Source organism: Mesorhizobium sp. WSM4308, from assembly GCF_002294905.1.
Classification (GTDB): domain Bacteria; phylum Pseudomonadota; class Alphaproteobacteria; order Rhizobiales; family Rhizobiaceae; genus Mesorhizobium.
In genome coordinates this window covers 1-25,843 of sequence record NZ_NSFW01000008.1, presented here as the reverse complement: position 1 = coordinate 25,843, position 25,843 = coordinate 1, and the positions used below count along the sequence as shown (strand labels likewise).

Annotated in this window: 22 protein-coding genes; 16 read left to right on the top strand and 6 right to left on the bottom strand. The window is 61.1% G+C overall.

Annotation, left to right across the window (positions count from 1 at the left end; all coding sequences use genetic code 11):
* The first annotated feature begins 55 nt into the window (after positions 1-55).
* From hisD to CK227_RS15925, 9 genes are all read left to right on the top strand, one after another.
* Positions 56-1,366, top strand: coding sequence for a histidinol dehydrogenase (gene hisD / locus CK227_RS15965; RefSeq protein ID WP_095773688.1), 1,311 nt, complete (start codon positions 56-58; stop codon positions 1,364-1,366).
* Positions 1,367-1,431: 65 nt separating this feature from the next.
* On the top strand, positions 1,432-2,685 hold the full coding sequence (locus tag CK227_RS15960; RefSeq protein ID WP_245318159.1) for an ABC transporter substrate-binding protein: 1,254 nt from the start codon (positions 1,432-1,434) through the stop codon (positions 2,683-2,685).
* Between the two features lie 93 nt (positions 2,686-2,778).
* On the top strand, positions 2,779-3,675 hold the full coding sequence (locus CK227_RS15955; protein WP_010914215.1) for a sugar ABC transporter permease: 897 nt from the start codon (positions 2,779-2,781) through the stop codon (positions 3,673-3,675).
* Positions 3,665-4,543: a carbohydrate ABC transporter permease gene (locus CK227_RS15950; protein ID WP_095773690.1), complete on the top strand. Its 879-nt coding sequence runs from the start codon at positions 3,665-3,667 to the stop codon at positions 4,541-4,543. The genes CK227_RS15955 and CK227_RS15950 overlap by 11 nt, the downstream gene beginning before the upstream one ends.
* A 5-nt stretch (positions 4,544-4,548) precedes the next feature.
* Positions 4,549-5,649, top strand: a complete 1,101-nt coding sequence (gene ugpC / locus CK227_RS15945) for a sn-glycerol-3-phosphate ABC transporter ATP-binding protein UgpC (RefSeq protein ID WP_095773691.1) — start codon at positions 4,549-4,551, stop codon at positions 5,647-5,649.
* A gap of 10 nt (positions 5,650-5,659) precedes the next feature.
* On the top strand, positions 5,660-7,156 hold the full coding sequence (locus tag CK227_RS15940) for a GMC family oxidoreductase (protein WP_095773738.1): 1,497 nt from the start codon (positions 5,660-5,662) through the stop codon (positions 7,154-7,156).
* A gap of 3 nt (positions 7,157-7,159) precedes the next feature.
* Positions 7,160-8,806 carry a GMC family oxidoreductase gene (locus CK227_RS15935; RefSeq protein WP_245318160.1) on the top strand — a complete coding sequence of 549 codons (1,647 nt, stop codon included), beginning with the start codon at positions 7,160-7,162 and terminating at the stop codon, positions 8,804-8,806.
* A 147-nt stretch (positions 8,807-8,953) separates the two neighbouring features.
* Complete coding sequence (locus CK227_RS15930; protein WP_095773692.1) at positions 8,954-9,841, top strand: alpha/beta hydrolase; 888 nt, start codon at positions 8,954-8,956, stop codon at positions 9,839-9,841.
* A gap of 119 nt (positions 9,842-9,960) precedes the next feature.
* Entirely contained in the window at positions 9,961-10,551 is a 591-nt protein-coding gene (locus CK227_RS15925; RefSeq protein WP_245318161.1) for a DUF1349 domain-containing protein, read from the top strand.
* Between the two features lie 80 nt (positions 10,552-10,631).
* Here CK227_RS15925 and CK227_RS15920 read toward each other — a convergent pair whose 3' ends face one another.
* The 5 genes from CK227_RS15920 to CK227_RS15900 form a co-directional block, all read right to left on the bottom strand.
* A complete protein-coding gene (locus tag CK227_RS15920; RefSeq protein ID WP_010914224.1) occupies positions 10,632-11,429 on the bottom strand; it encodes a M55 family metallopeptidase in 798 nt (265 codons plus the stop codon).
* A gap of 68 nt (positions 11,430-11,497) precedes the next feature.
* Entirely contained in the window at positions 11,498-12,103 is a 606-nt protein-coding gene (locus CK227_RS15915; protein WP_179296467.1) for a pyridoxal phosphate-dependent aminotransferase family protein, read from the bottom strand.
* Positions 12,104-12,159: 56 nt separating this feature from the next.
* Positions 12,160-13,824, bottom strand: a complete 1,665-nt coding sequence (locus CK227_RS15910) for a serine hydrolase domain-containing protein (protein ID WP_095773694.1) — start codon at positions 13,822-13,824, stop codon at positions 12,160-12,162.
* Between the two features lie 53 nt (positions 13,825-13,877).
* On the bottom strand, positions 13,878-15,140 hold the full coding sequence (locus CK227_RS15905; RefSeq protein WP_095773695.1) for an amino acid deaminase: 1,263 nt from the start codon (positions 15,138-15,140) through the stop codon (positions 13,878-13,880).
* A 26-nt stretch (positions 15,141-15,166) separates the two neighbouring features.
* Entirely contained in the window at positions 15,167-16,318 is a 1,152-nt protein-coding gene (locus CK227_RS15900; protein WP_095773696.1) for an FAD-binding oxidoreductase, read from the bottom strand.
* A gap of 129 nt (positions 16,319-16,447) precedes the next feature.
* On the opposite strand from CK227_RS15900, the gene CK227_RS15895 reads away from it, so the two are divergent.
* The 6 genes from CK227_RS15895 to CK227_RS15870 all read left to right on the top strand — a co-directional run bounded on the left by CK227_RS15895 (position 16,448) and on the right by CK227_RS15870 (position 23,001).
* The gene (locus CK227_RS15895) at positions 16,448-17,131 is read left to right on the top strand and encodes an XRE family transcriptional regulator (RefSeq protein ID WP_095773697.1); all 684 of its coding nucleotides are present in this window, start codon (positions 16,448-16,450) and stop codon (positions 17,129-17,131) included.
* Positions 17,132-17,226: 95 nt separating this feature from the next.
* Complete coding sequence (locus CK227_RS15890; RefSeq protein ID WP_095773698.1) at positions 17,227-18,768, top strand: ABC transporter substrate-binding protein; 1,542 nt, start codon at positions 17,227-17,229, stop codon at positions 18,766-18,768.
* Positions 18,769-19,029: 261 nt separating this feature from the next.
* Positions 19,030-20,046, top strand: coding sequence for an ABC transporter permease (locus CK227_RS15885; protein ID WP_095773699.1), 1,017 nt, complete (start codon positions 19,030-19,032; stop codon positions 20,044-20,046).
* On the top strand, positions 20,046-20,939 hold the full coding sequence (gene ddpC / locus CK227_RS15880; protein WP_032928859.1) for a D,D-dipeptide ABC transporter permease: 894 nt from the start codon (positions 20,046-20,048) through the stop codon (positions 20,937-20,939). The genes CK227_RS15885 and ddpC overlap by 1 nt, the downstream gene beginning before the upstream one ends.
* Positions 20,939-21,979 carry an ABC transporter ATP-binding protein gene (locus tag CK227_RS15875; RefSeq protein ID WP_095773740.1) on the top strand — a complete coding sequence of 347 codons (1,041 nt, stop codon included), beginning with the start codon at positions 20,939-20,941 and terminating at the stop codon, positions 21,977-21,979. The genes ddpC and CK227_RS15875 overlap by 1 nt, the downstream gene beginning before the upstream one ends.
* A complete protein-coding gene (locus CK227_RS15870; RefSeq protein WP_095773700.1) occupies positions 21,976-23,001 on the top strand; it encodes an ABC transporter ATP-binding protein in 1,026 nt (341 codons plus the stop codon). The genes CK227_RS15875 and CK227_RS15870 overlap by 4 nt, the downstream gene beginning before the upstream one ends.
* Before the next feature lie 78 nt (positions 23,002-23,079).
* Here the strand turns inward: CK227_RS15870 and CK227_RS15865 are convergent, their stop codons facing one another.
* A complete protein-coding gene (locus CK227_RS15865) occupies positions 23,080-24,546 on the bottom strand; it encodes a M81 family metallopeptidase (protein WP_095773741.1) in 1,467 nt (488 codons plus the stop codon).
* A gap of 852 nt (positions 24,547-25,398) precedes the next feature.
* Between CK227_RS15865 and CK227_RS15860 the strand changes: the two genes are divergently transcribed.
* A partial coding sequence (locus tag CK227_RS15860; RefSeq protein ID WP_245318162.1) for an ABC transporter permease occupies positions 25,399-25,843 on the top strand: 445 nt, incomplete at its 3' end.

The following is a 25,843-nucleotide window of genomic DNA, read 5'->3' as shown; positions in this document are numbered from 1 at the left end:
CATCGATTCAGACCGCAATGCGGGGCGTAGGCCCTGCAAACGAAGAGCCATTGCCATGATACGCACCATCAAGTCGGCTCGAGGCAGCGTTGTAAACGGCGGCAACGGTGCCATGACGAGTGCGGTCCAGACACTCCTCGACCAGGTCGAGCAGGGGGGCGACACGGCCGTCCGCGAACTGTCGATCCGTTTCGACAAGTTCGACCGGGACTCCTATCGCCTGACCAAGGTCGAGATCGACGCTTGCATCAACTCGCTGACCGGGCGTGAACGCGAAGACCTTGATTTCGCGCAGGACCAGATCCGCAACTTCGCCGAGGCGCAGCGCGCAACACTGCTCGATCTTGAGATCGAGACGCTGCCGGGCGTCGTCCTTGGGCACCGCAACGTGCCGATCCAGAATGTCGGCTGCTACGTGCCGGGCGGAAAGTATCCACTGCTTGCCTCGGCGCATATGACGGTGCTCACGGCAAGGGTTGCCGGCTGCGAGCGCATCATCACGTGCGCACCGCCCTTCCAGGGCAAGGTCGCCGAAAAGATCGTGGCCGCCCAGGCCCTGGCCGGGGCCGACGAGATCTACTGTCTCGGCGGCGTCCAGGCAATCGCGGCCATGGCGTACGGGACCGAAACGATCGCTCCGGTCGACATGGTGGCGGGGCCAGGCAATGCCTATGTGGCCGAAGCCAAGCGCCTTCTGTTCGGTAAGGTCGGCATCGATCTCTTTGCCGGTCCAACCGAGACTCTGGTGATCGCCGACGACAGCGTCGATGGCGAGCTGGTTGCGACCGACCTGCTCGGCCAGGCCGAGCATGGCGTGAACTCGCCGGCGGTGCTGATCACCAACTCCGAAAAGCTGGCACTGGACACGGTCGCCGAAGTTGAGCGCCTGCTGAGGATCCTTCCAACGGCGGCCATCGCGGCAAAGGCCTGGCAGGATTTCGGCGAGATCATCCTGTGCGAGACGACCGAGGAGATGGTGGCCGAGGCCGATCGTCTCGCTTCCGAACATGTCCAGGTGATGACGCGCGACCCCGACCACTTCCTGAACTCCATGAGGAACTATGGCGCGCTGTTCCTGGGGGCTCGCACGAACGTGTCGTTCGGCGACAAGGTCATAGGCACCAACCACACGCTGCCGACCAACAAGGCCGCCCGCTATACGGGCGGGCTCTGGGTAGGCAAGTTCCTCAAGACCTGCACCTATCAGCGCATCCTGACGGACGAGGCCTCCGCGCTCATCGGAGCGTACGGCTCGCGTCTCTCCCTCATGGAGGGCTTCGTCGGCCACGCCGAGCAATCCAACATCCGGGTCCGCCGCTACGGGAGGCGAAACGTCGGCTATGCCATGCCGGTCGATCCACGCTGACTGGCACCGCCCGATAACAGCCGAATAGGCGACCGGGCATTTCAACATCAACAAGGGGAATGACGATGACTGAACTCAAGAAAATTCTGTTGGCCACGACGCTCGGCCTGTCCTTTGCTGGGCAGGCAACCGCCCAAACCAAGATCGAAGGTCTGCACGTCTGGACCTCGGCAAGCGAGGTCGGCGCGCTGAAGGTGCTCACCGACAAACTCAAGACCATGGGTTTCGAATGGCAGGACAGCGCGGTCGGCGGCGCCAATGGCGCCAACGCCCAGCAGGCGCTGCGTACCCGTGTCGCCGCCGGCAATCCGCCTGCAGTGATGCAGTTCCTAGGCTTCGAAGGGCTGGGCTGGGCCAAGGAAGGCGCATTGCGTTCATTGAATGATCTATATGCCAAGAAAGGCTGGAAAGCCGACCTGCCGCCGGTCATGCTGCAATTCCTGGAACAGGATGACAGCTTTTTCTCGACCCCGATCAACATGCATCGTCAGAATTGGGTTTGGGCGAACAAGGCTGTCTTGGACAAGGCAGGAATCGCCATTCCCACGAGCTGGGATGAACTGATTGCAAGTGGTGAAAAGCTGAAAGCGATTGGTGTTACCCCGATCGCGATGAGCGATGAAAGCTGGCAGATCGAAGAGCTCTTCGAATCAATGTTGATCGATGTCAACGGCCCCGATTTCTACAAGAAAGCCGCAATCGATCTTGATGAAACGGCGCTCTCCAGTCCCGAGATGATCAAGACCTTCGAACTTCTGGGCAAGGTGCGTGGATTGCATGATGCCGGCTTCACCGGCCGTGACTGGGCGGCTGCGACCAACATGGTCGCTAACGGCCAGGCTGGCATGCAGATCATGGGCGACTGGGCGAAGGGCGAATTCCTCGCCAAGGGCATGAAGCCGGGCGTCGACTTTCTGTGCTTCCCGACGCCGACCGCCACGCCGAACTACAAATTCGTGTTCGATACATTCGGCGGATTCAAGATCGACAATGCCGATATTGCAAAAGGGCAGGACGCGGTCGCGGAAGCGATCATGGACCCGGAGGTTCAGAAAAAGTTCAACCTGATCAAGGGTTCGATCCCGGCTCGTCTCGACGTGGCGATGGACGATTTTGACGACTGCGCCAAGCGCAGCTTTTCAGACCGCGTCGAAGCCATCAAGAACAACGCCATATACGGATCGCTCACTGACGGCTTTGCCGTCGAGCCGCGCTTCTCCGGCGTGTTCCAGGATGTGGTCGGAAAGTTTTTTGTCACAGACATGAGTGCGGAAGACGCGGTCAAATCCCTGGTCGACGGCATTAACAACGCACGCTGAGGCGCGCGTTCAGCTGCCGGGGCAATTCCTCCCAGTACTGTCCCGGCAGCGCATTTCCTCGCCGCTCCACTGACCAAACCACAGGGCAAGTCGATGAGCAGACCCATCCCATTGTCGGACCGTATTGCGAATTGGCTGCCGCGGCTGGTTCTGGCACCCAGTCTTTTAGTTGTGCTGGTTGCGGTCTACCTTTTCATCTGCTGGACCGGTTGGATTTCGCTCTCATCTTCCATGATTGTGCCGAAATACGATTTCGTCGGCTTGAATCAATATGTCCGCCTGTGGTCGACGCCGCGCTGGCATACGGCGGTGTTCAATCTGTTTGTCTTTTCAGCACTGTTCCTCGGCCTGACCACCGGCCTCGGACTGTTGATGGCGATCCTTCTTGATCAGAAGATACGTGTCGAAGGCACCTTGCGTGCGATTTTTCTCTACCCGATGGCGCTGTCCTTCATCGTCACAGGTACCGCCTGGAAATGGATCCTCAACCCCGCTCTGGGTGTGCAGAAGGTGGTTAATGATCTAGGCTGGACCAGCTTCGTGTTTGACTGGATCGCGCAGCCGACTTTCGCGATTTATTGCGTGGTGATCGCCGCGGTATGGCAGTCCACCGGCTTCGCCATGGCGATTTTCCTGGCCGGCCTGCGCGGCATCGACAATTCGGTCATCAAGGCCGCACAGATTGAAGGTGCAGGGTTGCCGCGGATATATCGAACCATCGTCGTTCCGATGCTGCGGCCTGCCTTCTTGAGCGTGATAGTTCTGCTCAGCTACATCGCGATCAAGAGCTTCGATCTCATTCTGGCGCTGACAAACACCGGGCCCGGTTCCTCGACCGAAATGCCGTCGACCTTCATGTACTCGGCCACCTTCCGGCGTGACCAGATGGGCGTTGGTGCGGCCAGCGCCATGATGATGCTGATGACAGTCGCGGCCATCATTGTTCCCTACCTCTATTCAGAGCTGAAGGAGCCCCGCGATGGCCACTAATGCAGCGTCTCTCCGTCGACAGCAAGGCATCGGTCGTGCGTTCATCTACGGCAGCCTGTTTTTCATGGCTGCGTTCTACCTGATGCCGCTCTGGGTAATGATCACCACTTCGGTAAAGCATCTGGATGAGATCTATGCCGGCTCCTTTATCGGCCTGCCGACGCAAATCAGTTTCGACGCCTGGCGCAGCGCCTGGTCCGAAGCTTGCAACGGAACTGCCTGCAGGGGCCTCAAACCGTACTTCATCAACTCGCTGCTGGTGACAGTCCCGGCGGTGATCCTGTCGACCGGCATTGGCGCGATCAACGGCTACGTGATCACCAAATGGCGGTTTCCCGGCTCAAACGTTATTTTCGGGCTGCTGTTGTTTGGCTGCTTCCTGCCGTTTCAGGCGGTGATCCTTCCCATGGCGCAAACTTTGGGCGTCCTTGGTCTTGCCGGGACGCTTCCGGGACTGGTGCTTGTCCACACGGTCTACGGCATCGCGTTCACCACGCTGTTTTTCCGCAACTATTTCGTTGGCATTCCCGATGAACTTGTAAGGGCGGCGCAAATCGACGGTGCCGGGTTCATTCGGATCTTTGTGTCGATCATGCTGCCAACGGCGTTGCCGATCATCGTCGTGTCCTGCATCTGGCAGTTCACCCAGATCTGGAACGATTACCTGTTCGGGGCATCTTTTACCGCCGGCGAAAATGCTCCCATCACCGTAGCCCTCAACAACATCGTCAACGTCTCGATGGGACGCAAACAATACAACGTCGACATGGCCGCCGCCATGATCGCCGCCCTGCCTACCCTCATCGTCTATGTCGTTGCGGGACGTTACTTCGTGCGCGGCCTAACGGCTGGCGCGGTAAAAGGTTGATCCAAATGGCAACTCTCGAAATCCATCGTGTTCGGAAATCCTACGGCGCAGTTGACGTCCTGAAGGGGGTCAGCATTTCGATCACCGATGGCGACTTTCTTGTTCTGCTTGGCCCATCGGGTTGCGGTAAATCCACCCTGCTCAACATGATCGCCGGGTTGGAAAGCATCACGTCGGGCGAAATCCGCATTGCGGACGAAGTCGTCAACGATCTGCCGCCGAAAGATCGCGACATCGCCATGGTGTTCCAGTCTTACGCGCTTTATCCGACCATGACGGTGCGCCAGAATATCGAATTCGGCATGAAAATCCGCGGTGTGCCGCCCACTGAACGTGCGAAGGCAACTCTAGCGGCAGCCGAGATGCTGCAGATGAGCCATTTGCTCGACCGCCGCCCAGGTCAGCTGTCGGGGGGCCAACGCCAGCGTGTGGCGATGGGCCGTGCTGTTGTTCGCCAGCCGAAGCTGTTTCTGTTCGATGAGCCGCTGTCCAATCTCGACGCCAAGCTGCGCGTCGACATGCGCACCGAGATCAAGCGATTGCATGCACGGCTTGGAACCACGACTGTCTATGTGACGCATGACCAGATCGAGGCGATGACCCTGGCGACCCGCGTCGCGGTCATGAAAGACGGTGTTGTGCAGCAACTGGCCGACCCACAGACGGTCTACGACAGGCCGGCAAATGTCTACGTCGCCAGGTTTGTCGGCTCGCCCTCGATGAGCCTGATACCGGGAAAGCTGGAGATCGACTCGGCGACTGCCGTTGCGGTTCTCGATGTCGTCAACATGGAGCCAGTGCGTATTTCCGGCATTCCGATCACGAAGGAAAGCGCTGCAAAGTTTAACGGGCGCAAAGTCCTCGTCGGCATACGGCCTGAGCTGTTCAGTGTCTCTGCCGGCGAGCCGGGCAGGACACTCTCGGTCCATATCGATGTCGTCGAGCCAACCGGCCCAGATACGCTGGCGCTGTTCCAGATTGGCGGCGTGGAAGTCACCGCCCGCGTTCCTCCCAAGACGGTAGAGGCCCGCAAGACAGCCACCTTGTCGGTCGATACGAGCAAGATCGTTTTATTTGACGCCCAAACCGAAGAGCGGATCGACTGAGGGCCCGATGATGGAGCACGCCGCAGACATTGTCATCATCGGTTCCGGCATCGGCGGCAGCTCGCTTGCCTACAGCCTCGCCGACACCGGAAGACGCATCGTGATCCTGGAACGCGGGGAGCACCTCAGGGATACGCCAGAGGCGCGCGACGATATCGCCATCTTCCAGAATGGCTTCTACAGATCGAGCGAGGAATGGCTGGCGACGGACGGCGAGAGCTTCCTGCCTGGCAACTACTACTATGTCGGCGGCAATTCGAAGTTCTTCGGCGCAGTGATGTACCGCTACAGGCAGGAAGATTTCAATCCGCGCGCCCACGTGGGCGGGCGCTCGCCTGGCTGGCCGATCTCCTACGCTGAACTTGAGCCGTGGTATGAGCGTGCGGAGATCCTGTTCGGGGTCCGCGGCGATGCCAGGCAAGACCCGACCGAGCCGCCGCGTAACCGACCATACAGTTATCCTCCCGTTCCCGACGAACCTGCAATCGCGACTGTTCGCCAGCGGCTGCGGCAGACCGGAATCCATCCGGCAAGCCTGCCGCTCGCCGTCGATATCGACGCATGGCTGCGGCGGGCAAAAACAGGCTGGGACGCTTTTCCGAATACCGGCAAAGGCAAGATCGATGCGGAGGTCGGCCCGCTCACCCAGGCGTTGGAGCATCCGAATGTCACGCTGCTCACCGGCGCCAATGTTCAGCGCCTGGTAACGGATGCTTCAGGACAGAGGGTTGTGGCTGCGGTTTTCATCAAGGATGGTGTCGAGCACAGCATAGCCGCCGATGTCTTCGCCGTGGCTGCCGGCGCTGTGCAAAGTGCGGCGCTGCTGCTTCGGTCGTCGAATTCGGTTTATCCGAACGGTCTTGGAAACAGTTCCGATCAGCTCGGCCGCAACTTCATGAACCACAACACGACGGCGATGCTGGCCATCGACCCTTTTCGTCGAAACACCGCCGTCTATCAGAAAACGCTTGGATTCAACGATTTCTACAACAAGGACCCGCTGGGCAGCTTTCCGTTGGGCAACGTACAATTGCTCGGTCACATCACCGGCAATATTCTCAAAGCCAACGCACCGTTGCTGCCGCGCTGGCTGGCCGGCCTCGTTGCGCGAAACTGCTACGGCTGGTTCCTGACCAGTGAGGATCTGCCCAATCCCGAAAGCCGTGTGACCATCCGCAACGGGCGCATCGTCATGAACTGGGTCCGCAGCAATATGGGTGCGCACGAGACATTAATCAGGCGGACGCGCGCAGTGATGCGTGAAGCCGGCTTCCCTGTTGTTCTCACCCGAACGTTCGGCCGCAAGACAACATCGCATCAGTGCGGCACGGCCAGGCTCGGCAACGACCCGAACACATCTGTCGTGTCGCCTGATTGTCGGTCGCACGACATCGCGAACCTCTATGTCACAGACGCGTCTGTGCTGCCGACGTCGGCGGCAGTAAATCCTGCGTTGACCATAGCGGCTCTGGCTCTGAAAGCCGGAGCGGCGATCAGGGCGATGTGAACCATGGCTAATTTTGGATCCGCTCGATGGGGAATTCTGCCGCGATCCGAGACAGTCGCAGGGAAGTGCGACTACATCGTCGTCGGTGGCGGCTCAACCGGTTGTGTCGTTGCTTCCCGACTGTCCGAAAATGCTGATGTCTCGGTCGTCCTGCTCGAAGAGGGGCCGAATGATATCAACCCGTACATACATATACCGGGGGCGTATTACAAAACTGCCCAAGGGCCTTTGCTGAAGCGAATCCCCTGGGAGCCGATGGCCGGGCAATCGCCCGATGCAACGCCTACAATGGTCCAGGCGAGCGTCTTGGGCGGCGGGAGCTCCGTCAATGCCATGATCTATATTCGCGGCGTTCCTTCAGACTATGCGCGTTGGGAAGAACTTGGCGCCAGCGGCTGGAACTATGGGGATGTGCTGCCGTATTTTCTTCGCTCGGAAGACAACAACAGGTTCTGCAACGAAGCGCATGCGGTTGGCGGCCCGCTGGGGGTCTCCGACATTGACAACATTCATCCGCTGACACGCGCTTGGCTCCAGGCATGCCAGCAGGCGGGTCTCCCTTATAACCACGATTTCAATTCCGGCGATCAGGCCGGATCTGGCCTTTACCAGATCACGGCCAGAAACGGTCTGCGCAGCAGTGCCGCTACTGCTTTCCTGAAGCCTGCCCGCCGTCGTCCGAACCTGCACGTGCGGACACGCGCACGCGTCAGCCGGATCATCGTCGAACAAGGCAGGGCGACCGGGGTCGAATATTTCGTGAACGGCCGCAGGTGGGTTCTCCACGCAGAGCGCGAGGTCATCTTGTCGGCAGGCGCAATCTCTTCGCCGAAACTGTTGATGTTGTCGGGCATCGGCCCGGCGGACGCACTGCGCAGACATGGGATCCAGGTGGCGATGGATCTACCAGGCGTAGGCCAGAATCTGCAGGACCATATTGAGATGTCGCTGGTCTACCAGCTCAACGGACCGCACAGCTACGACAAATACAAGAAGCTGCACTGGAAGGCCGCGGCAGCACTGAGCTACCTTCTGTTTCGTGGCGGGCCGGCTTCATCGAATCTGATAGAAGGCGGCGCCTTCTGGTGGGGAAACAAGAATGAAACCGTGCCCGACGTCCAGTTCTTCATGGTGGTAGGTGCCGGTATCGAGGAAGGCGTCGATACTGTTCCGGGCGGCAATGGCTGCACCGTCAACCTTGGTCAGATAAGACCGCGCTCTCGCGGCGAAGTCACGCTTCAGAGTGCGAACCCTGCCGAAAATCCGCGAGTCGTGCCCCGATATTTCTCCGATCCTTACGATCTCGACGCGGTGACCGAAGGCACCATGGCTGCGCTCGACATCATGGAGAAGCCGGCGATCAGCCGCTATATCGCGGCGCGGCAAACGCCTGCGCCCACGATGAAGACCCGCTCGGACATCAGAAATTTCTGCCTTGAAACGGCCCATGCTGCGCTACACCCAGCCGGCACCTGCCGGATGGGCCAGGACGAAATGGCGGTTGTCGGCCCGGATCTTCGTGTCCGCGGGATTGACGGACTACGCGTGGCGGATGCCTCGGTCATGCCGACGCTAATCTCGGGAAATCCCAACGCCGTTTGCATCATGATAGGCGAGAGAGCGGCATCGTTTCTGTCAGAGGCGGCTTGACTATCCTTGTCATTGCTTGCCGGGAGGCACTTTCGCTTCACGCCGCGTCAAAAGGTTTGGAACTTCGAACTGTCCGACATGGCACGGTGCCATTCGATACCGAAGTCGCCACCGCGGAGATTGGGGCAGGAGTAAGGGGACGGGCTGGTGAAGTCGAGGTTCATTAAAGATGAGAGGACAGCCGTCCACGCCGGCAATTACGGCGACGCCGGCGAGAAGGTAGTCAGGATCGACAGTGAAGGCCGGGGCCTTGCTGGCATCCTTAACAGGCCTTGCGGCATCGCAGCGCCGGCTGTCGTTCTGATGCTGCACGGATTCACGGGTCAGAAGAATGAATTCCAGCTCGCCAAAACGGGTATTGGACTGTTCGCCTATGCTGCTGCGAAGCTAGCCGAGCAAGGTATTGCAACGCTGCGAATCGACTTCAACGGTTCGGGCGACAGCGCTGGCAATTGGATCGACACGACGTTTTCGGGCCAGATTAACGACGCGATGCTGGCTTACGACTACCTACAGACGCAGCGCGACGTCGACGGTAGCCGTGTCGGCATTCTCGGCTACAGCCAGGGCGGTCTGGTCGCCTCACATGTTGCCGCGCTACGACCGCAGGCATCCGCGGTAGTACTGTGGGCGCCGGTGACGAACCCAATGTCGACTTTTTCAAACCTCGTTGGCGCCGAGACCGTGGCCAGGGCCATCGCGGGAGAAGCCTCAGAGGAGATCAGAACCAAGCTTTCCTGGGGAGGCGAGACAACCCTGAAGGCGGCGTTTTACAAGGAACTGCCGCTGTTTGCTCCTGCCGTCGCAATCTCGAGATATCACGGTCCACTGCGGGTCGTCGTCGGCAGACGCGAAATGATTGTGGCGCCGCAGCCGGCGGAGGGACGGTCGCTGCTGATCCATCACGGTGGGGTCAATGATCTCGTCGAGGTGGATTCCGGTCATGACTGGAATGCCGAAACCTCGCCGGACACCGTAGAGAATGTTCTCATTCCGAGCACTGTCGAGTGGTTCGGCAGATTTTTGAACGTCTGACCTGTGTTGGGACCTTTGCGAGCCAGGCCAGCTGAGCCGTCACCCATGCCCCCAGCGAGCGCACGGGACGATGTTTCTTGCGTCGTCTGGTTCGTACCGGAAAACCATAGGAGATAATCTTGCGCCTTGAAGATATGACGGTAGAGGGAGCGGCGCATGGCAGCGTCGCCGTTAGTGGCGGCACCGCGTCTTTTCGTTCTGACGGGAAGACGGACTGGTTTTTCTCACCCGCAGGCGCGGCACGCATGGCCAATGTGCCGCGGCTGGTGTGGGAAACGGCTGAACCGGTATTTTCCCTGTCGGCCAAGGTGTCGGTTGATTTTGCATCCGCCTATGACGCAGGAGCGCTTTTCATCGAGGCCGATGAGGAAAATTGGGCGAAGGTCGCTTTCGAGTATTCCGCCGATCAACTGCCTACTATCGTCAGCGTCGTCACCCGTTCCACGTCGGACGATTCGGATGGTCCCAAATTTTCCGGAGCTTTCGTTTATCTTCGGATCTACTGCGACGGCAAAACGAGTGCCTTGCATTTCTCCGAAGACGGGAAGTTCTGGAAGTTTCTGCGCTGGTTCACGATCACCGGCCTGGATGAGCGGCCGATCAAGATCGGACTAGGGGCCCAGTCCCCCACTGGCACGGGCGTAACTGCGACATTCAGCGACGTGGAGCTGAATTTTGACGTCATCGCGGACCTGCGCAACGGGCAGTAATGCGAACCCGCCCAACCTCATGCTCATCGGAAGCGGCAAGGAGCGATGACGGCTGGTGCGCAGGGTGTCTTTCCCTATCCCTAAACGATAAAACGCACCGCGCGCTGAATATCGAAGAAATCCGCAGCCTTAAAGCGCAGCGTGCGCGCCGCAACGTGCTCGACACCCGGATACCAGCTGGCACCATAGGCTTCGACCGGAGTGGTGTATTCGACGACCAGTTCGAAACTATCGGCGAGCCGGGGGAGGCAAACTGACAGGTCGCGTGACAATGCCGCTTCAACGCCGTCGCGGATCGCCTTGACGGCGGCTCCGGGCGTCAGTGACGAGGTCGCAGGGCCAAATCCCTCGCTTGTCGCTACCGTACCGATGGCCGGCACCAGAACCTTGGCATCCGCGCACATGCCGGCGTCGCCGCTGAGGAATGCCGAGGGCACGCGATAGCGTGCCGCGCAGAGCGCGTTCAGCGTATATTCCGAGGCGACCTCGCCATTGATCAGCAACCGCGATACCGTGCCGGTCAAGGTATGCGCCAACGGGTTGGTGTCGGTTCCCGCCTTGTTGTGGTAGCCGGTGTAAAGCGCTGCGGCGAAGCTGATATCGATGCCGAACATCATCATGTCAGGGTGGCCGCTCCAGCCGCGCACGATGCGGACATAGTCTGGCAGTTTCGACAGAATGAGGTTGCGCGCCGTGGAGTGCGCGTCCTTCACCACCACTTCGGTGGCGCCCGCCGCCCTGGCGCCCTCGCAGGCCGCGACCAATTCGTCGGTCATGTACTCGCGGAACTCGGCATAGTCGGGATTTCCCTTCTTGGCTTCGTCCCAGTTGGTGATGCCAGCGGTGCCTTCGATGTCGGCGCTGATGAATACCTTCATGATCTGTTCCTTCTCGGCAAGTGCCGCGTCGCCCGGAATGACGCCGCCGAGCGCGCCGAAAGCCTTGCTCAGGGTGCCCGCAAAATAGTTGCCTTCAGTCTCGAGGCAGGCATGTTCAAGCGACCCGCGCCTACTCTCGCCGATCGCGCCGACGCCCGGGAATCGTCGATGCATAAAAGCGCGCCGTCATACGGCGCCATCGCTTTGGGGCAATCCGCGAGCGGCGCCAATGCGCCTGTCGAGGGAAAGACGCCGTCAACCACCACAACGGGACGCTGCCCCGGTCCTACATCACGCGACAACGCTTCAGCCAGGCTGCCGGCATCGAGATGGCCGAAGCTGTGGGCTGGCTTGCCGAGCGTGGGGATGGCGTCGCGGGCGCTGTGGTGCGTGGCGGCATCGACGAACACCACATCGAAATCGTCGCGCAGCCCCTGCAGCATCGTCATCGGGCCAGTGTAGCCCGATATCATGGAAACGACGTGCTCGACGCCGAACCACGTGCAAAGCCGCTCGCCCAGGTCGGTATAGGCCTGCATCTGCGCCAATGTTCCGGGACCCATGCCGAACTGCCGCGTGGCGGTGCAGGCGGCCTCGATGACCTCGGGGTGGCCATGCAAACAGAAGTAGCTGGTGCCACAGAAATAATCGACCTCACGGCCGTTGATGCGCATGCGGGCACCCAGCGGCGATTCCATCATAATCGGCATTGCCATTGGCGTTCTTCCGTTCAGGCGGCCGGCGCGTGCCGGCGCTCGAGGAACATCGGGCCGACCCGGATGCCGCGCCGGCCTTGATCGTCGATGGCGTCGATTTCGAGGATCTCCTCCTCGTAGAGGAGGCCGCGCATGCGAAAGCGCCCGGCCTCCACCGGCTCGCAGCCGTGCGTGCAGAAATACTCGATCAGGCATTTCAGCTCGCCATGGCTGTAGCTCAGATAGGTGATGTTGAAGTCCGGGCCGTATTCGCCGAGGTGCGGCGCGATTTCGGCCGGCACCGCCTCAGCGGGCAGCGCGTCGATGCGCGACCAGTACACCCCTTTCCACACCAGTGCGCCGGGAGCGGGAAACGACAGGTTCATGTGCGGATATTCAGCGCCGTGTCCATAGATACGCCCGTCAATGGTGAAATCCGAACCGGCGACAGGGCGGATCTGCAACGGCACGCCTTCACCCATCAGAAAGAGCTTGCCGGCCTTGGCCTTGACCTCGACGACTTCGCCGGAGGTGTCGTGCCGGTAGTGGCCAGGCAGCGCCACAAGCTGGTCGGCGGCGACGGGCGGCAGGCTCTGCGGCCGCACCGGCAGTGTTCCCATACGGCGCTCGGCCAGCGCGATGCGCAGGCCCTCGACGCCGAGCCGTGCGCCTATCTGATTAGAGAAATCCAGCGTCGAGAAAATCAGCACGCCGACGCCGGCAGCGGGCAGCAGGATCATCTGGGACGAATAACCGTAGACGGCGCCGCCATGGCCGACCGACGTCCAGCCGTCGACGTCGCCGACGCCGAAGCACAGGCCATAGGTGTTCGCCACCCTTTCGCCGGAGGCGCGCTTGCCGATCGGCACCCACATCTCGCGTAGCGATCCGGGCGAGACGATTTGCCAGCCATCCGGCGCGAAGCCGCCGCGCAGCAGGCACTGGACATAGCGCGCCATGTCACCGGTGGTCGAATAGATGTTGCCGGCCGGTGGGCCGCCAAGGTCGAACACAGGCGCCGGGCTGTCGCCTTCCAGCGTCCACATGTCGGCAGGCGCGAGCCGCTCGGCAATGCCGGGCGCCAGGCCCGACGAGGTTTGGTCCATGCCAAGCGGCTTCAGGATGTTCTCACTGACGTAATCGGCATAGCTCTTGCGTGTCAGCGTCTCGATGACCCTCCCGGCCACGGCGATGCCGGCGTTGGAATAATGCATCTGGCCAAGGCTCGGATCCTGCTTCAGCGTCGAGGTGGCGAGTTCGGCAACGGTGTCGGCCAGCGGCGGCCGCGCCGCGTCGAGATAGTGGCCGCTCTTGGGCTCGCGCACCAGGCCGGCGGTGTGGCTCATCAGTTTGCGCAGGCTGATCTGCGCGCCGTGCGGCCCGCCTTCGCGCCCGGCAAATGGGTTCTGTGGCTTGAAGCCAGGCAGATATTCGGAGACATCGACATCGAGGTCGACCAGCCTCTTTTCGGCCAGCTGCATGATGGCGACGGCCGTGAAGGTCTTGGTGATCGAGCCGATGCGGAAACAGGTGTCGTCGCCCATGACGAAGCCGCGGTCATGGCGCTGGATATGGCCCGCCCTCATTAGCCCGTCGCGGTCGACAAGGCCATAGGAGATGGAGGGGATCGCCTTGTCCTCGACCTGCTGCCGGATCAGGTCCTCGAACAGCTCGATGGCAGCGGCGGAAAGTCTGCTCATTGTGGTCTCCTCGGAAAATGAAGCGGAAGCAGTCAGGGTCTTTCGCCGAATGCTCAAAAGAAGGTCTTCATCGCTTCGATCACCCTGTAGTCGCTGTCGACAAGGTAGATGATCTGCCACTTGTCGAATGTCGTGCACGGATGGGAAATGCCGAGCCCGACACGGTCGCCGACGGCAAGCGGTAGATCGGGCGGGAAGCGCATGTAAGCGTGCTGATCGTTGAGGTTGATCACTTCGCACCCTGGCGGCAAGTCCCGTGGATAGGCGCCCGCGCTCGACAGGAGCAGCGGCACGGGAAATCCCGAATCCGTGCCGCAGTCGCGCCGGCCGGCAGTCAGCAGTGCAAGCCCCGGCTCTGGAATCGACTGCACATAGGTCCAGATCTCAAGCGCCCGGCGCAGGCCGTCCTGCTCTCCGATCTTGGCTTGCAAGCGCTGATGGGCGATCCGATAGAGCCCTGAATCGTGCGTGACGTAGCAGCCACTTCTGATCACCACGCGGGCGGTGCAGTGCGCCAGCCTGTCGATGACGATATCGTAATGCGAGGAGCCGCCGGCGGTGACCAGCGGCGCATCGCTCTCGAACAAACCATCATCCGCGCAAAGGCCAAAGAGCGCGGCGATTTCATCCATGAAAAGCGCGACCGCCTGCTCGGGCGACCCGTTTTCGGTCTGTATCAGACCTTCGAACGCCTCGATCCCGACAAGGCGAAGCTCCGGGGTGGCGCGTATCTGCCTGGCAAGGGCAAGGGCGATGTCATTGGTCCGGCAGCCGGTGCGGCCGCCAGGGTAGCCGCGTTCGAGAAGCAGTTGCAGCGGGCGGTCGAGGCGGTTGCGGCGCACTGCTTCGGCCGCCGCTTCGATGCCGACGGCGCTGTCGGCGATCATCATGAAATCGAGGTCCGGCTCCTTGACCATCGCGGTGATCGCGTCGAGCTCCGATCGTCCGACCGCCTGATTGGCGAGGATGATCCGGTCCGCACCGAAATTGCGGCAGACGCGCATCTGCTGGACTGTCGCGACGGTTACGCCCCAAGCGCCATCGGCGATCTGGCGGGCAATGATCTGCGGGCACATCGTCGTCTTGACATGCGGTGCAATCAGCGCGCCGCGCTCGGATACGAAACGCTGCATCCAGCGCGAATTGTGGGCGAGCGCATCGGCACGGATAATTGCCGCGGGCAGTGGCAAGTCGCCGGCCAGGACATTCCAGCCCTGATTGGCGATATCGGCGATTCCGAGCCTTGCGCCGAACGGAATGCCTTTGATGCTGTCGTCCACAACAACCGACGCCAGCGCGTCAAGATTGAAGGCCATTGGCCGATCTCCCCCCAAAAACAGAGCTACGCAACGGAGACATGTGAGGCGCTGCCAAGGCCGGCGCGAGCCGGTGACACCGCATCGGGATCGAAGCCGGTTTCGAGAATTTCGTCGGCGACTGTCCTGCGGCGTGCCAGCGCCGCGGCCACCTTGGCTAGCGCCGGGGCGGTCTGGATGCCATAGCCGCCCTGACCTGCCAGCCAGAAGAAGTCCTCGCAACGCGGGTCGAAGCCAACCACCGGGCTACGATCGGCGGCGAAAGTGCGCAGGCCCGCCCAGCGGCGTGAAATCGAACGGACGGGCAGATCGGCCGCTTGCTGGATGCGGTCTATGGCGACGGCGACGTCAAACTCGTCGGCCTGTGCATCACAAGGTGCGCTTGGCGTTTCATCCGCCGGCGAAGCGAGAAGCCGCCCGGCGTCCGGTTTGAAATAGAACTCCTCGTCGACGTCAATCACAAGCGGCCAGGATGAACCGTCCACGCCATCAGGCAGGTCCAGCATCATGGCCGTGCGCCGCTGCGGTGTTAGTCCGGCTGTTGCAACACCGGCCATGGCTGCAATGGCGTCGGCCCATGCGCCAGCGGCATTGACGATCGTCCTTGCCTCGAATTGCCCGTTGTTCGTGGAGACCCGCCAGCCGTAGGGACCCCGATCTACATCCACGACTTCGGCGGAGACCGCGATGCGGGCACCCCGGCTGCGCGCCCCGCGCAGATAGCCTTGATGCAAGCCGTGAACGTCGATGTCCATCGACGTTTCATCGAGGAGGGCCTGTGCCACATAGTCGGCTCGCATGATCGGCACGCGCCTGCACACGGCGTCTGTATCGAGAGCCAGCGACGGCTTTTCGCCAGTCTGGGCGAATATCTCGACCATCCTGAACATGCTCTCTTCCTGATCGGCGCGTGCGATGAAAAGCACATTGCGCGGCGTCAGCAGGGGATGTTCAGCAAAGCCGGCCGGTGGCGTTTCATACAGACCGCGACTGGCTCGCGTCAGCGACCGGATGGTGGCGTTGCCATAGGTTTCCGAAAAGAGGGCGGCCGAGCGGCCAGTCGTGTGGTAGCCGCAATGGCCCTCACGCTCGAGAAGCAGAACGCTCGCTCCGTCGGCCAACTCATAGGCCGCAGAGGCGCCCGCCATGCCGCCGCCTACAACAACAAAATCGAACATCGTTCACTCCAAGCCGATTGATCTCATCAGAAACTTATTTTTCCGATTGATCAAGAAGTTTTCCGTATCGCGCAAAAAAATAGAATGTAATATCTTTGAGGGCCAGAAATGCGGGATACGGCAACGGAAATGATGGATCAGAAAGCCAGCCTGGGTGATTTCGTGCGGGAAATCCGCACCCGCAACCATTGGACGCTGTCGCAAGTCAGCGCTATGACCGGGCTCGCCATATCGACATTGTCCAAGGTTGAAAACAACCAGATGTCGTTGACCTACGACCGCATTGTCCAGTTGGCCGATGGGCTAAAGGTCGACATTGTCGAACTGTTCGGGACCCGAGCCACGGAAGCCACCCCGAGCCCACTGGGCCGCCGCACGATCAGCAGGGCAGGCGAGGGCAGGTCCATCAAGACCAAGAACTACGACTATCTCTATTTGTGCACCGACATCTCGAAAAAGTCGATCGTCCCGATGTTTGGCGTGGCGCACGCCCGCACGATGGAAGAGTTCGGCGCCTTCATCCGCCACGTCGGTGAAGAATATACCTATGTGGTCGAAGGCGAGCTCGAGCTCCACACCGAACACTATGAGCCAGTGACCTTGAAGGTCGGCGACTCCGTCTATTTCGATGCAACGATGGGCCATGCATACGTGACGGTCAGCGAGAAGCCGGCGTGCTTTGTCTGCGTTTGCTCCACGTCCGAGAAAGAACTGATCGACGCGATCGGCTCGTCCTCAATCGCTGAAAGTGCCATTTCGAAACTGGCGCCACGCGCCAATACCGATCAACTGGCGCGTACGATAAGAAAATAAGTTGCGCTTAGGAAAATCGCTGCCTAATCTGATCCTGCGGGCAAATTGCCGGAACAGGCGTCGTTCGAGTCCGCCGAACCTCAGAGGGTAGATAGATGGTTTTCGCGCACTGGAAGAAGCTGGGCCTTGCCCTTTTAGTTACATCATCGCTTACGCAAACAGCATGGGCCGCGTCGGACGTGCTGGTTCTCAGCCGGGCGGAGGACGCGCCGACCGCGGACCCTGGCGTCGAGATCAGCAACAGCGGCTATACCTTCATCTATGCCGCCTATGAGCATCTGGTTGCCTACAAGGGCGCGACCACCGAGGTCGTTCCGGAGCTCGCGGAAAGCTGGTCCGTCGACGACACCAACACGGTCTGGACCTTCAAGCTGGCCCAGGGCCACAAATTCGATGACGGCACACCTGTCGACGCGGCAGCGGTCAAGTTCAGCTTCGACCGCGCAATGAAGCTCAAGGCCGGCCCTTCCGATGCCTTTCCCGTGCTGAAGGAAGTTCAGGTCGTCGATCCGGGCACCGTCAAGTTCATCCTGTCGTCGCAGTTCGCACCGTTCCTCTCGACTATGGCCGTCTCCGGCGCGGCCATCATCAATCCGAAAGTGATGGAGCATGAAAAAGATGGCGACATGGCCAAGGCATGGCTGGCGGAGCACACGGCCGGCAGTGGCGCCTACAAGATCACCAGCTGGGAACGCAACCAGAGCGTCGTCCTCGATCGCAACGAGCATTACGCAGGGTCAACTCCGGCCTTGAAGCAGATCGTGGTGCGCACCGTCGGTGAAATCTCGGCGCGCCGCCTGCAGCTCGTCAACGGCGATGCCGACATCATCGAACAGGTCCCGGTCGACCAGGCGGCCGCGCTCAAAGGCGATCCTAACATCGTTGTCGAGAGCAATCCAAGCCTCTACGTCAACTACGTCTATATGAACAACAAACGCCCACCGCTCGACGATGCGCGCGTGCGCCAGGCGATCTCCTATGCCGTGGACTACAAGGGCATCGTCGACGGCATCATGCAGGGCCAGGCCGAGCAGATGCGTGGCGCTGTTCCGGACGGCATGTGGGCGCACGACCCCAACGGTTTCCAGTACAGCTACGACGTCGAGAAAGCCAAGGCACTGTTGAAGGAAGCCGGCAAATCCGACATCCATCTGACCTACACATTCTCGCAGGCAGACACGGCCTGGGAACCGGTCGGCCTCGCCTTGCAGGCAAATCTCGCCGACATTGGCATCAAGCTCGATCTGCAGGCTGTTGCCGACACCACAAAACGCGAAATGGCGGCAAGCGGCAATTACGACCTGGCGCCTGGCGCATGGACGCCCGATTTCGCCGACCCCTACATGTTCATGAACTACTGGTTCGATCCGGACCGGATGGGCGGCCCAGGTAACCGCGCCTTCTACAACAATCCCAAGGTTGCCGGCCTTGTTCGCGCGGCCGCTAGCATCATCGACCAGCCGAAGCGCGAGCAGCTCTACCTCGAGGCGCAGAAGCTGTCGACGCAAGACGCACCCTATCTCTACCTGATGCAGAAGAACGACATCTTCGCGCGACGGGCCGTGGTCAAGGGCTACGTCTACAACCCGATGCTCATCCAGGTCTACAACTTCGCCACCATGTCGAAGTCGGAATGAGCGCGCGCGACGGAGCGCCGATGGCGCTCCCGTTCGTCGCCCATATGGACCCTGACCTTTTCGGCATCCCTGCCTTGCAGAGTGCTGCCCACCAGATGCCTTCCGGACGATCCCCGGAAGCGTCGTGCTGTGCAATCTCGATGATGGCTTGAACACGGGAAGCGCCGAACAATGTCTGACGGTCGGGGAGGCGGGACGCCTTTCCGGCCGCCCTGTTTCATAGGCAAAAGAAGCCCGCAGCGCCGCGAGGACCGACCTCAAATGACGATCATGCGCATTATCATTCCCCGCTTCGTGATGCTGTTCTTCGTCGTCTTCGGCGTCGCGGTCATCACCTTCATCATTTCCCACCTGATCCCCGGCGATCCCGCCCGGATGATCGCCGGTGACAGGGCAAGCGCCGAAACGCTGATGAGTGTGCGGCGCGATCTCGGGCTCGATCGGCCAGTATGGGATCAATTCGCTATCTACGTCAGCAACTTGCTTCATGGCGACCTCGGTACCTCGCTGCGGACGCGCCGCTCGGTTGCCGGCGACATTGCCACCTTCCTGCCGGCAACGATGGAGCTCGGCGCCATCTCGCTGATCCTGTCGATCGTGATCGGCATTCCGCTCGGCGTGGCCTCCGCCATCTACAAGGACGGACCAATCGATCAGGTGGCTCGCACCATCTCGGTCTGCGGTATCTCGATGCCGGTGTTCTGGTTCGCACTGGTGCTGGTGCTGCTGTTCTACGCCAAGCTGCACATTCTGCCCGGGAGCGGTCGCATCGAGATGGGCATTGCGTTGCCAACGCGCATCACCGGCTTCTTCCTGATCGATTCCCTGCTCGAAGGCCGCATGGACGCTTTCTGGAGCAGCGTGCGGCATCTCATCCTGCCTTCCGCCGTGCTCGCCTTTGCCAATCTCGGCGTCATCACGCGCCAGATCCGGGCTTCGATGCTGGACGTCCTTCAGGAGGACTACATCCGAACGGCTCGCGCCAGTGGCCTGCGACGCCGGGTCATCGTCTTCAACCATGCCTTGCGCAACGCATTGATCCCGTCGATCACGCTGCTTGGCCTGGCGCTCGGCGACCTTCTCTACGGCGCGGTGCTGACCGAGACCGTGTTCGCATGGCCGGGCATGGGCACCTATGTCGTGACCTCGATCCAGACTCTCGATTTCCCGGCGATCATGGGGTTCACCGTGGTTGCATCGATCGGCTACGTCCTCATCAACCTGATCGTCGACATAGCCTACATGTTCGCTGATCCGCAGATCAGGGAGATCGGGTGATGAGCGTCGCATCTTCGACAACACAAAGTGTCGCCGCCGCCGCTGGCTGGAAGTCGCAATTACATTTTTTCTGGTATTTGACCCGCCGCAGCCCACTGACGCTGGTTGGGGCGGTGATCATTTTGATGGTCATCGTGATGATCGTCGCCGCGCCGCTGATTGCACCCTACAATCCCGACAAGCTGATGCTGTCCGCGCGTCTGCAGCCACCGAGCGCGCTTCACTGGTTCGGTACCGACGAAGTCGGTCGCGACCTGTTTTCACGCATCATCTACGGGTCGCGTGCCTCATGCGTCGCGGCGTTCATGATCGTCCTGATATCGGTGAGCATCGGCGTGATCATTGGCTGCATGTCTGCCATACTGGGTGGTCGCATCGATACGGCGATCATGCGACTGATGGATGTCATCATGGCGCTGCCGGCGCTGGTTCTGGCGATGGCGCTCGCGGCGGCACTCGGCCCGAGTCTGGTCAACTCGATGCTGGCCGTGGCGATGGTGCGCATACCGGCCTATGTGCGCCTGGCCCGTGGGCAGACGCTGTCGTTGAGGGAACGGGTCTTCGTCAAGGCGGCGCGCACCTTCGGCGCCTCGCCACTCTACATCCTGCGTTGGCATGTCCTGCCCAATGCGATGTCGCCGATCATCGTGCAGGCAACGCTTGACCTTGGCGGCATTGTGCTGATTGCCGCGGCGTTGAGCTTCATCGGACTTGGCGCACAGCCGCCGACGTCTGAATGGGGGGCGCTGGTCAGCACGGGGCGCAACTATATCCTCGACCAATGGTGGTACTGCACCTTCCCCGGCCTTGCCATCCTGATCACCGCGATGGGCTGCAACCTGCTTGGCGACGGCATTCGCGACATGCTCGATCCACGGTTGGGGGGACGATGATGGTGGCGGCATCCGAAATCCTGAGGCCTACCGGGCAAAAACCCGCGGCCCTGACTATCGACGGCCTGTCGCTGGAATTTCCCACCTACGCCGGCGCGATCAAGGCGCTCGACGACGTGACGATCGAAATCGGGGCGTCCGAGATCGTTGGCCTGGTTGGCGAGTCGGGATGCGGCAAGTCGGTGACCACGATGGCGGCGACAAGGCTCCTGCCGGAGGGCCGCTACCGCGTCACCGCGGGCAGTATCCGCCTGTTTGGCCGCGATCCGTTCGCGATGGATGAAACCGAACTGCAGGACGTTCGCGGCAAGCTGGTCTCGACCATCTTCCAGGAGCCGATGAACGCGCTCAATCCGACCATCCGGATTGGCCGTCAACTTGTCGGCGTCATCCAGCGCCACGAAGCGGTCAGTGAGGCCGAAGCCGAGCGCACGGCGCGCGGCATTCTCAAGGACATGCTGATCGCGGAACCCGAGCGGATCATGCGGGCCTATCCGTTCGAACTGTCGGGCGGCATGCGCCAACGCGTGCTCATCGCCATGGCCTTCTCGTGCAACCCCGGCTTGATCATCGCCGACGAGCCGACCACGGCTCTGGATGTGACGGTGCAGGCCGTCATCCTTCGCCTGATCCTCGATCGCGCCAAGCGAACCGGCACCTCGGTTGTCTTCATTTCGCACAACATTGCTGTTGTCTCACAGCTCTGCGACCGGCTGTACGTCATGTATGCGGGCCGCATCGTCGAGTCCGGCCCGACGCGGGCCGTGCTGGAAGCGCCACAGCACCCCTACACTCAAGCGCTGCTACGCTGTCTGCCGGAGCGGGTGGAGCCGAAAGCGGAACTGGAGGCCATCCCCGGAACCGTGCCCAATCTGCTTGATCCCCCGCCGGGCTGTTTCTACCGGCCACGCTGTCCGGAAGCCAACGATCAATGTTTCGCAAGGCCTCCTTCGATGGCGCCTGCTCCCGATCATATCGTCGCCTGCTGGCGGCGCGAGACAATCGAACCATCGATCAAGGCGCGCGAGGCCACGCAATGACGACCGCGCCTCTTCTCAGCGTCGAAGACCTTACCGTCAATTTTCCGATTCCCGGCGGCTGGTTCGGCCGGGCCACCTCCCATGTCCATGCCGTCAACAAGGTGGACCTGACGATCCGCCCGGGGGAAAGCCTAGGCATCGTCGGCGAGTCCGGGTGTGGTAAAAGCACGCTCGTCCAAGCGATTATCGGCCTTGTCGAGCGCAGCTCGGGCAAGGTGGTGATCGACGGCCAGGATTTTCACGAAGCGCGTGGCAGGCGCAAACGTGAAATCCGCCAGCAGATGCAGATCGTGTTCCAGGATCCACAATCCTCGCTCAATCCACGCCTGCCGGTCTGGCGCCTGATCACCGAGCCGCTGCATGTGCGCGGGGGAATGTCAAAAGCCGCGCTGCGGGCGCGCGCCGCCGAACTGGCTGCTTCCGTCGGCCTGCGGCCGGAGCACCTGGATCGACGGCCGCATGAATTCTCCGGCGGCCAGCGGCAGCGCATCGCGGTTGCGCGGGCGATCAGCACTGATCCGGACCTGTTGATCCTCGACGAGCCGACGTCCGCGCTCGACGTGTCCGTGCAGGCGCAGATCATCAACCTGCTGCTGAAACTTCAGCGTGAGCTCGGCCTTGCCTATCTGATGATCTCGCACGACGTTTCGCTGGTGCGCCACTTCTGCGACCGCGTGGCGGTGATGTATCTCGGCCAGATTGTCGAGGCCGGACCGGCGGTGCAGGTGCTCGATTCTCCGGCGCACCCCTATACCAGAACCTTGCTGGCCACGGTTCCGAGCCTCAAGCACCCGCTGCCCGAGCTTGCCGCGACCCGAGTCGGCGAGCTTCCCAACAACCGGATCTTGCCAACCGGCTGCTACTATCGCGACCGCTGCTCGTTCGCCGCCGCAGGCTGCGACAGCCTGCAGCCTCTCGTCGAATTCGGCGATCGTGCCGGAACCGTCAGCATGTCACCGCCGGACAAGGCGGCATGGCCGCGCTCGGTACGATGTCACCGCGCGCAGGCGGGTGATATCTGAAAGCGGATGGTGGGCGGGCGCGGAGGGCGGTCGACCTACCCGGTTCGCGCGCCGCGAAACGCTGAAGCCTGGCGTTGATTATAGCGCCAATTCCGCGAATGGCTCCGCCACCTTCGGCCAGTATGGCTGCCGCAGCTTGGTGTATGCCAGATCGCGGAAATTGGGCTGCAGCGCTCCGGGCGCGGCCACATAGAGAATGTCCTTGGCGATCGGCTCGAAACCGGCCCGGAAATGATTGCTCGACTTGACGACCACGATCTTGCGAGTGGCGGGATCAAGGCCAAGCGCGGTCATGCATTCGGGATGGAAGGTTTGCGTGCGCACGCTGTTGATCACCAGATCGATGCCGTCGGCGCTGACCCAGGCGGCGTCGCCGATCGGCAGCGGCACCGCGCCAAAGCGCTGGGTGATGCCGGAAGCGATGCGGCGCACGGTGACGTTGAGGTCGAGCGGCTCGCCGGATGCCGCCCCGATCTTGCCGCCGATCCGAAGCGGCAGCGTCGCGCCTTCGCCGGCGGCCCGGCAAAGCCGCACCGCAATGGGATCCCAGTACAGGCAGCTGGCGACGCCGCGTATGCCGCGCTCGATCACCCGGCGAACGATGAAGGTGGAGTCGCCCGGAGCGCCGCCGCCTGCATTGTCCGATACGTCAGCCAGCACGACCGGGCCGCCGTCGGTCGCCATCGCGCGATCAAGCGCGTCGTCGATGGTGAGATGATGGGGTTCGAGCGCATTGCGCAGCGCGAAAATCTCGCGGCCAAAGGCCGACGCGACTTGGTGCGCCTTGCCTGCGTCGCGATCGGCGACGACCAGCATCTTGGCGCCGACATCGGCGACATCGCCCCAGGGGAAACCGTGGCCGAACGACACCGACAGGATGCCGTCGCGGCCTTGGCTCGCCTTCATGCGGTCGACCAGCCCGCGCAAGGGTTGTTGATGGGGCCTGAAAGTGCCGATCATGCGGCAATCGAACAGCGCCATCACCGGGCGGATCTCTCCGGCCAGCACCTTGACCATCAGCTCGAACAGATGGCCGGCGCGCTCCTCGATGTCGGTGTGGGGATATTCCATATAGGCCACGATGATGGTGGCGCTTTCCATCATGCGCCGCGTCAAATGGCAGTGCAGATCGAGCTCCGCGCCAATGGGGATATCGGGTCCGACCAGCGCACGGACATGGGCCAGCAGATCGCCTTCGACATCGTCGTAACCCTCGGCAACGCAAGCGCCGTGCAAGGCGAGAAGCACGGCGTCCACCGGCATGGCAGCTTTGAGGTCGCGCAGGATTTCGCTACGGAAATCTTCGTAGACGGAGCGTGTCGTCGTGCCGCCGGGCTCCGCCACTGCGCATAGGCTCTCGACAACAGTCCAGCCGCGCTCGCGAGCGGCATTATACCAGACAAAGAGTTGTGAAGAGCAGCAATTCAGCGGCTTCGTCGTGGCGTCGCCATGCGCAATCTGGCCCTCTACAAAGGCGTCATGGCCGGTGCGTATCGGAGAAAACGTGTTGGTTTCGGTGTCCAATCCAGCAATGAACAACTTCACGAAACCACCTCTGGCGCCGACATGAAACAACTTTTATGATCAATATAAAAGTGTTTATGTTCGGAAAGTCAATTGCCGACAGACCTTGAAAATATGGGCATCGTAAAGTCGTCGACGAACGGGCACTGAGGTCGCCGTGAAGTTGGGTTTCAGGTGGCCGCGACCCTGGAGATTTGGCGCCACGTCGCCATGGCGGTGCATCGCAGATCGCGGTGCTCGGACGATGAGAGGTTGTGGCGGGGAAAGTTGAACAGATTGGAGTTGTCCGTCCGCGCTCGGCCCCTTTTAGTCATTCACTACACGGGTTCCTCGCGACCTGCGGCTACATCGGCGATGTCTCGAAGCCTGCAATTACTCGCGTTCAACGTCCGTAGGTTCGCCAGACCATACGAGAGAATACGAAGGAAATGGGTTGGCGAACCATCCGCTAACGTATTGATTTCCAATAGGAAACGTTGACCCTCCGGGCCTACCAAAATCTTTCAATATCAATCACTTATGACCAACTTCGTTCGGAAGTGGACCAGTTCGCTTTGTTCTGCGCAGGACTCAGTTCGTTGGTTCTGGCATGAACATGATCCGGACGATCTATGCCTGTCGCTACCTTTTACCTTGCCCCTGTTCGTCGATGAGGTTGCGCACAGCCATTCGTAGCCCAGCTGTTTCAAGGCTGAAAAGACCATTGGAGGATAGGGGCGGCAAAGGGCGGTAACGGCGTGCGAACGGGATGGTTTGGAGCGCCAACTCGAGAAAGGCTGCGGCGACCGTGTCCCAATGGTCATTGCAGCTGCGTTATCCTGACTCGCGTCCGCCGAACCGCTTTATGGCCATCGTGCTCGCTGCGCCTGTTGAATGACGGCTTCGGCGCCGCATATTCTTCTCGGCACCCCGCTGGCGCTCGCTCTGGCCAGCGCCAGACCGAGGGTGGCCAATTTGCTGATGGCCTTCGTCATGCTGCCGTTGTGGACCTCCATTCTGGTCCGCACTTATGGCTGGCTGGTGCTGTTGCGCCGCGAAGGCCTGATCAACACGGCCTTGACAGGTTCGGGCCTGACAGCGGAGCCATTGCCGCTGGTCTACAATTTCACCGGAACGCTCATCGGCATGGTTCACTATATGCTGCCGCTCTTTCTGCTGCCCGTCTATGCGGCGATGCGCGATATCGACGCAAACCTTGTTCGCGCCTCGGCGAGCATGGGAGCCACACTTGCGCAAACGATCCGCACCGTCATCCTGCCCCTTTCGACCGGCGGCATCTTCTCGGGCTCATTGATCGTCTTCATCTACACCATAGGCT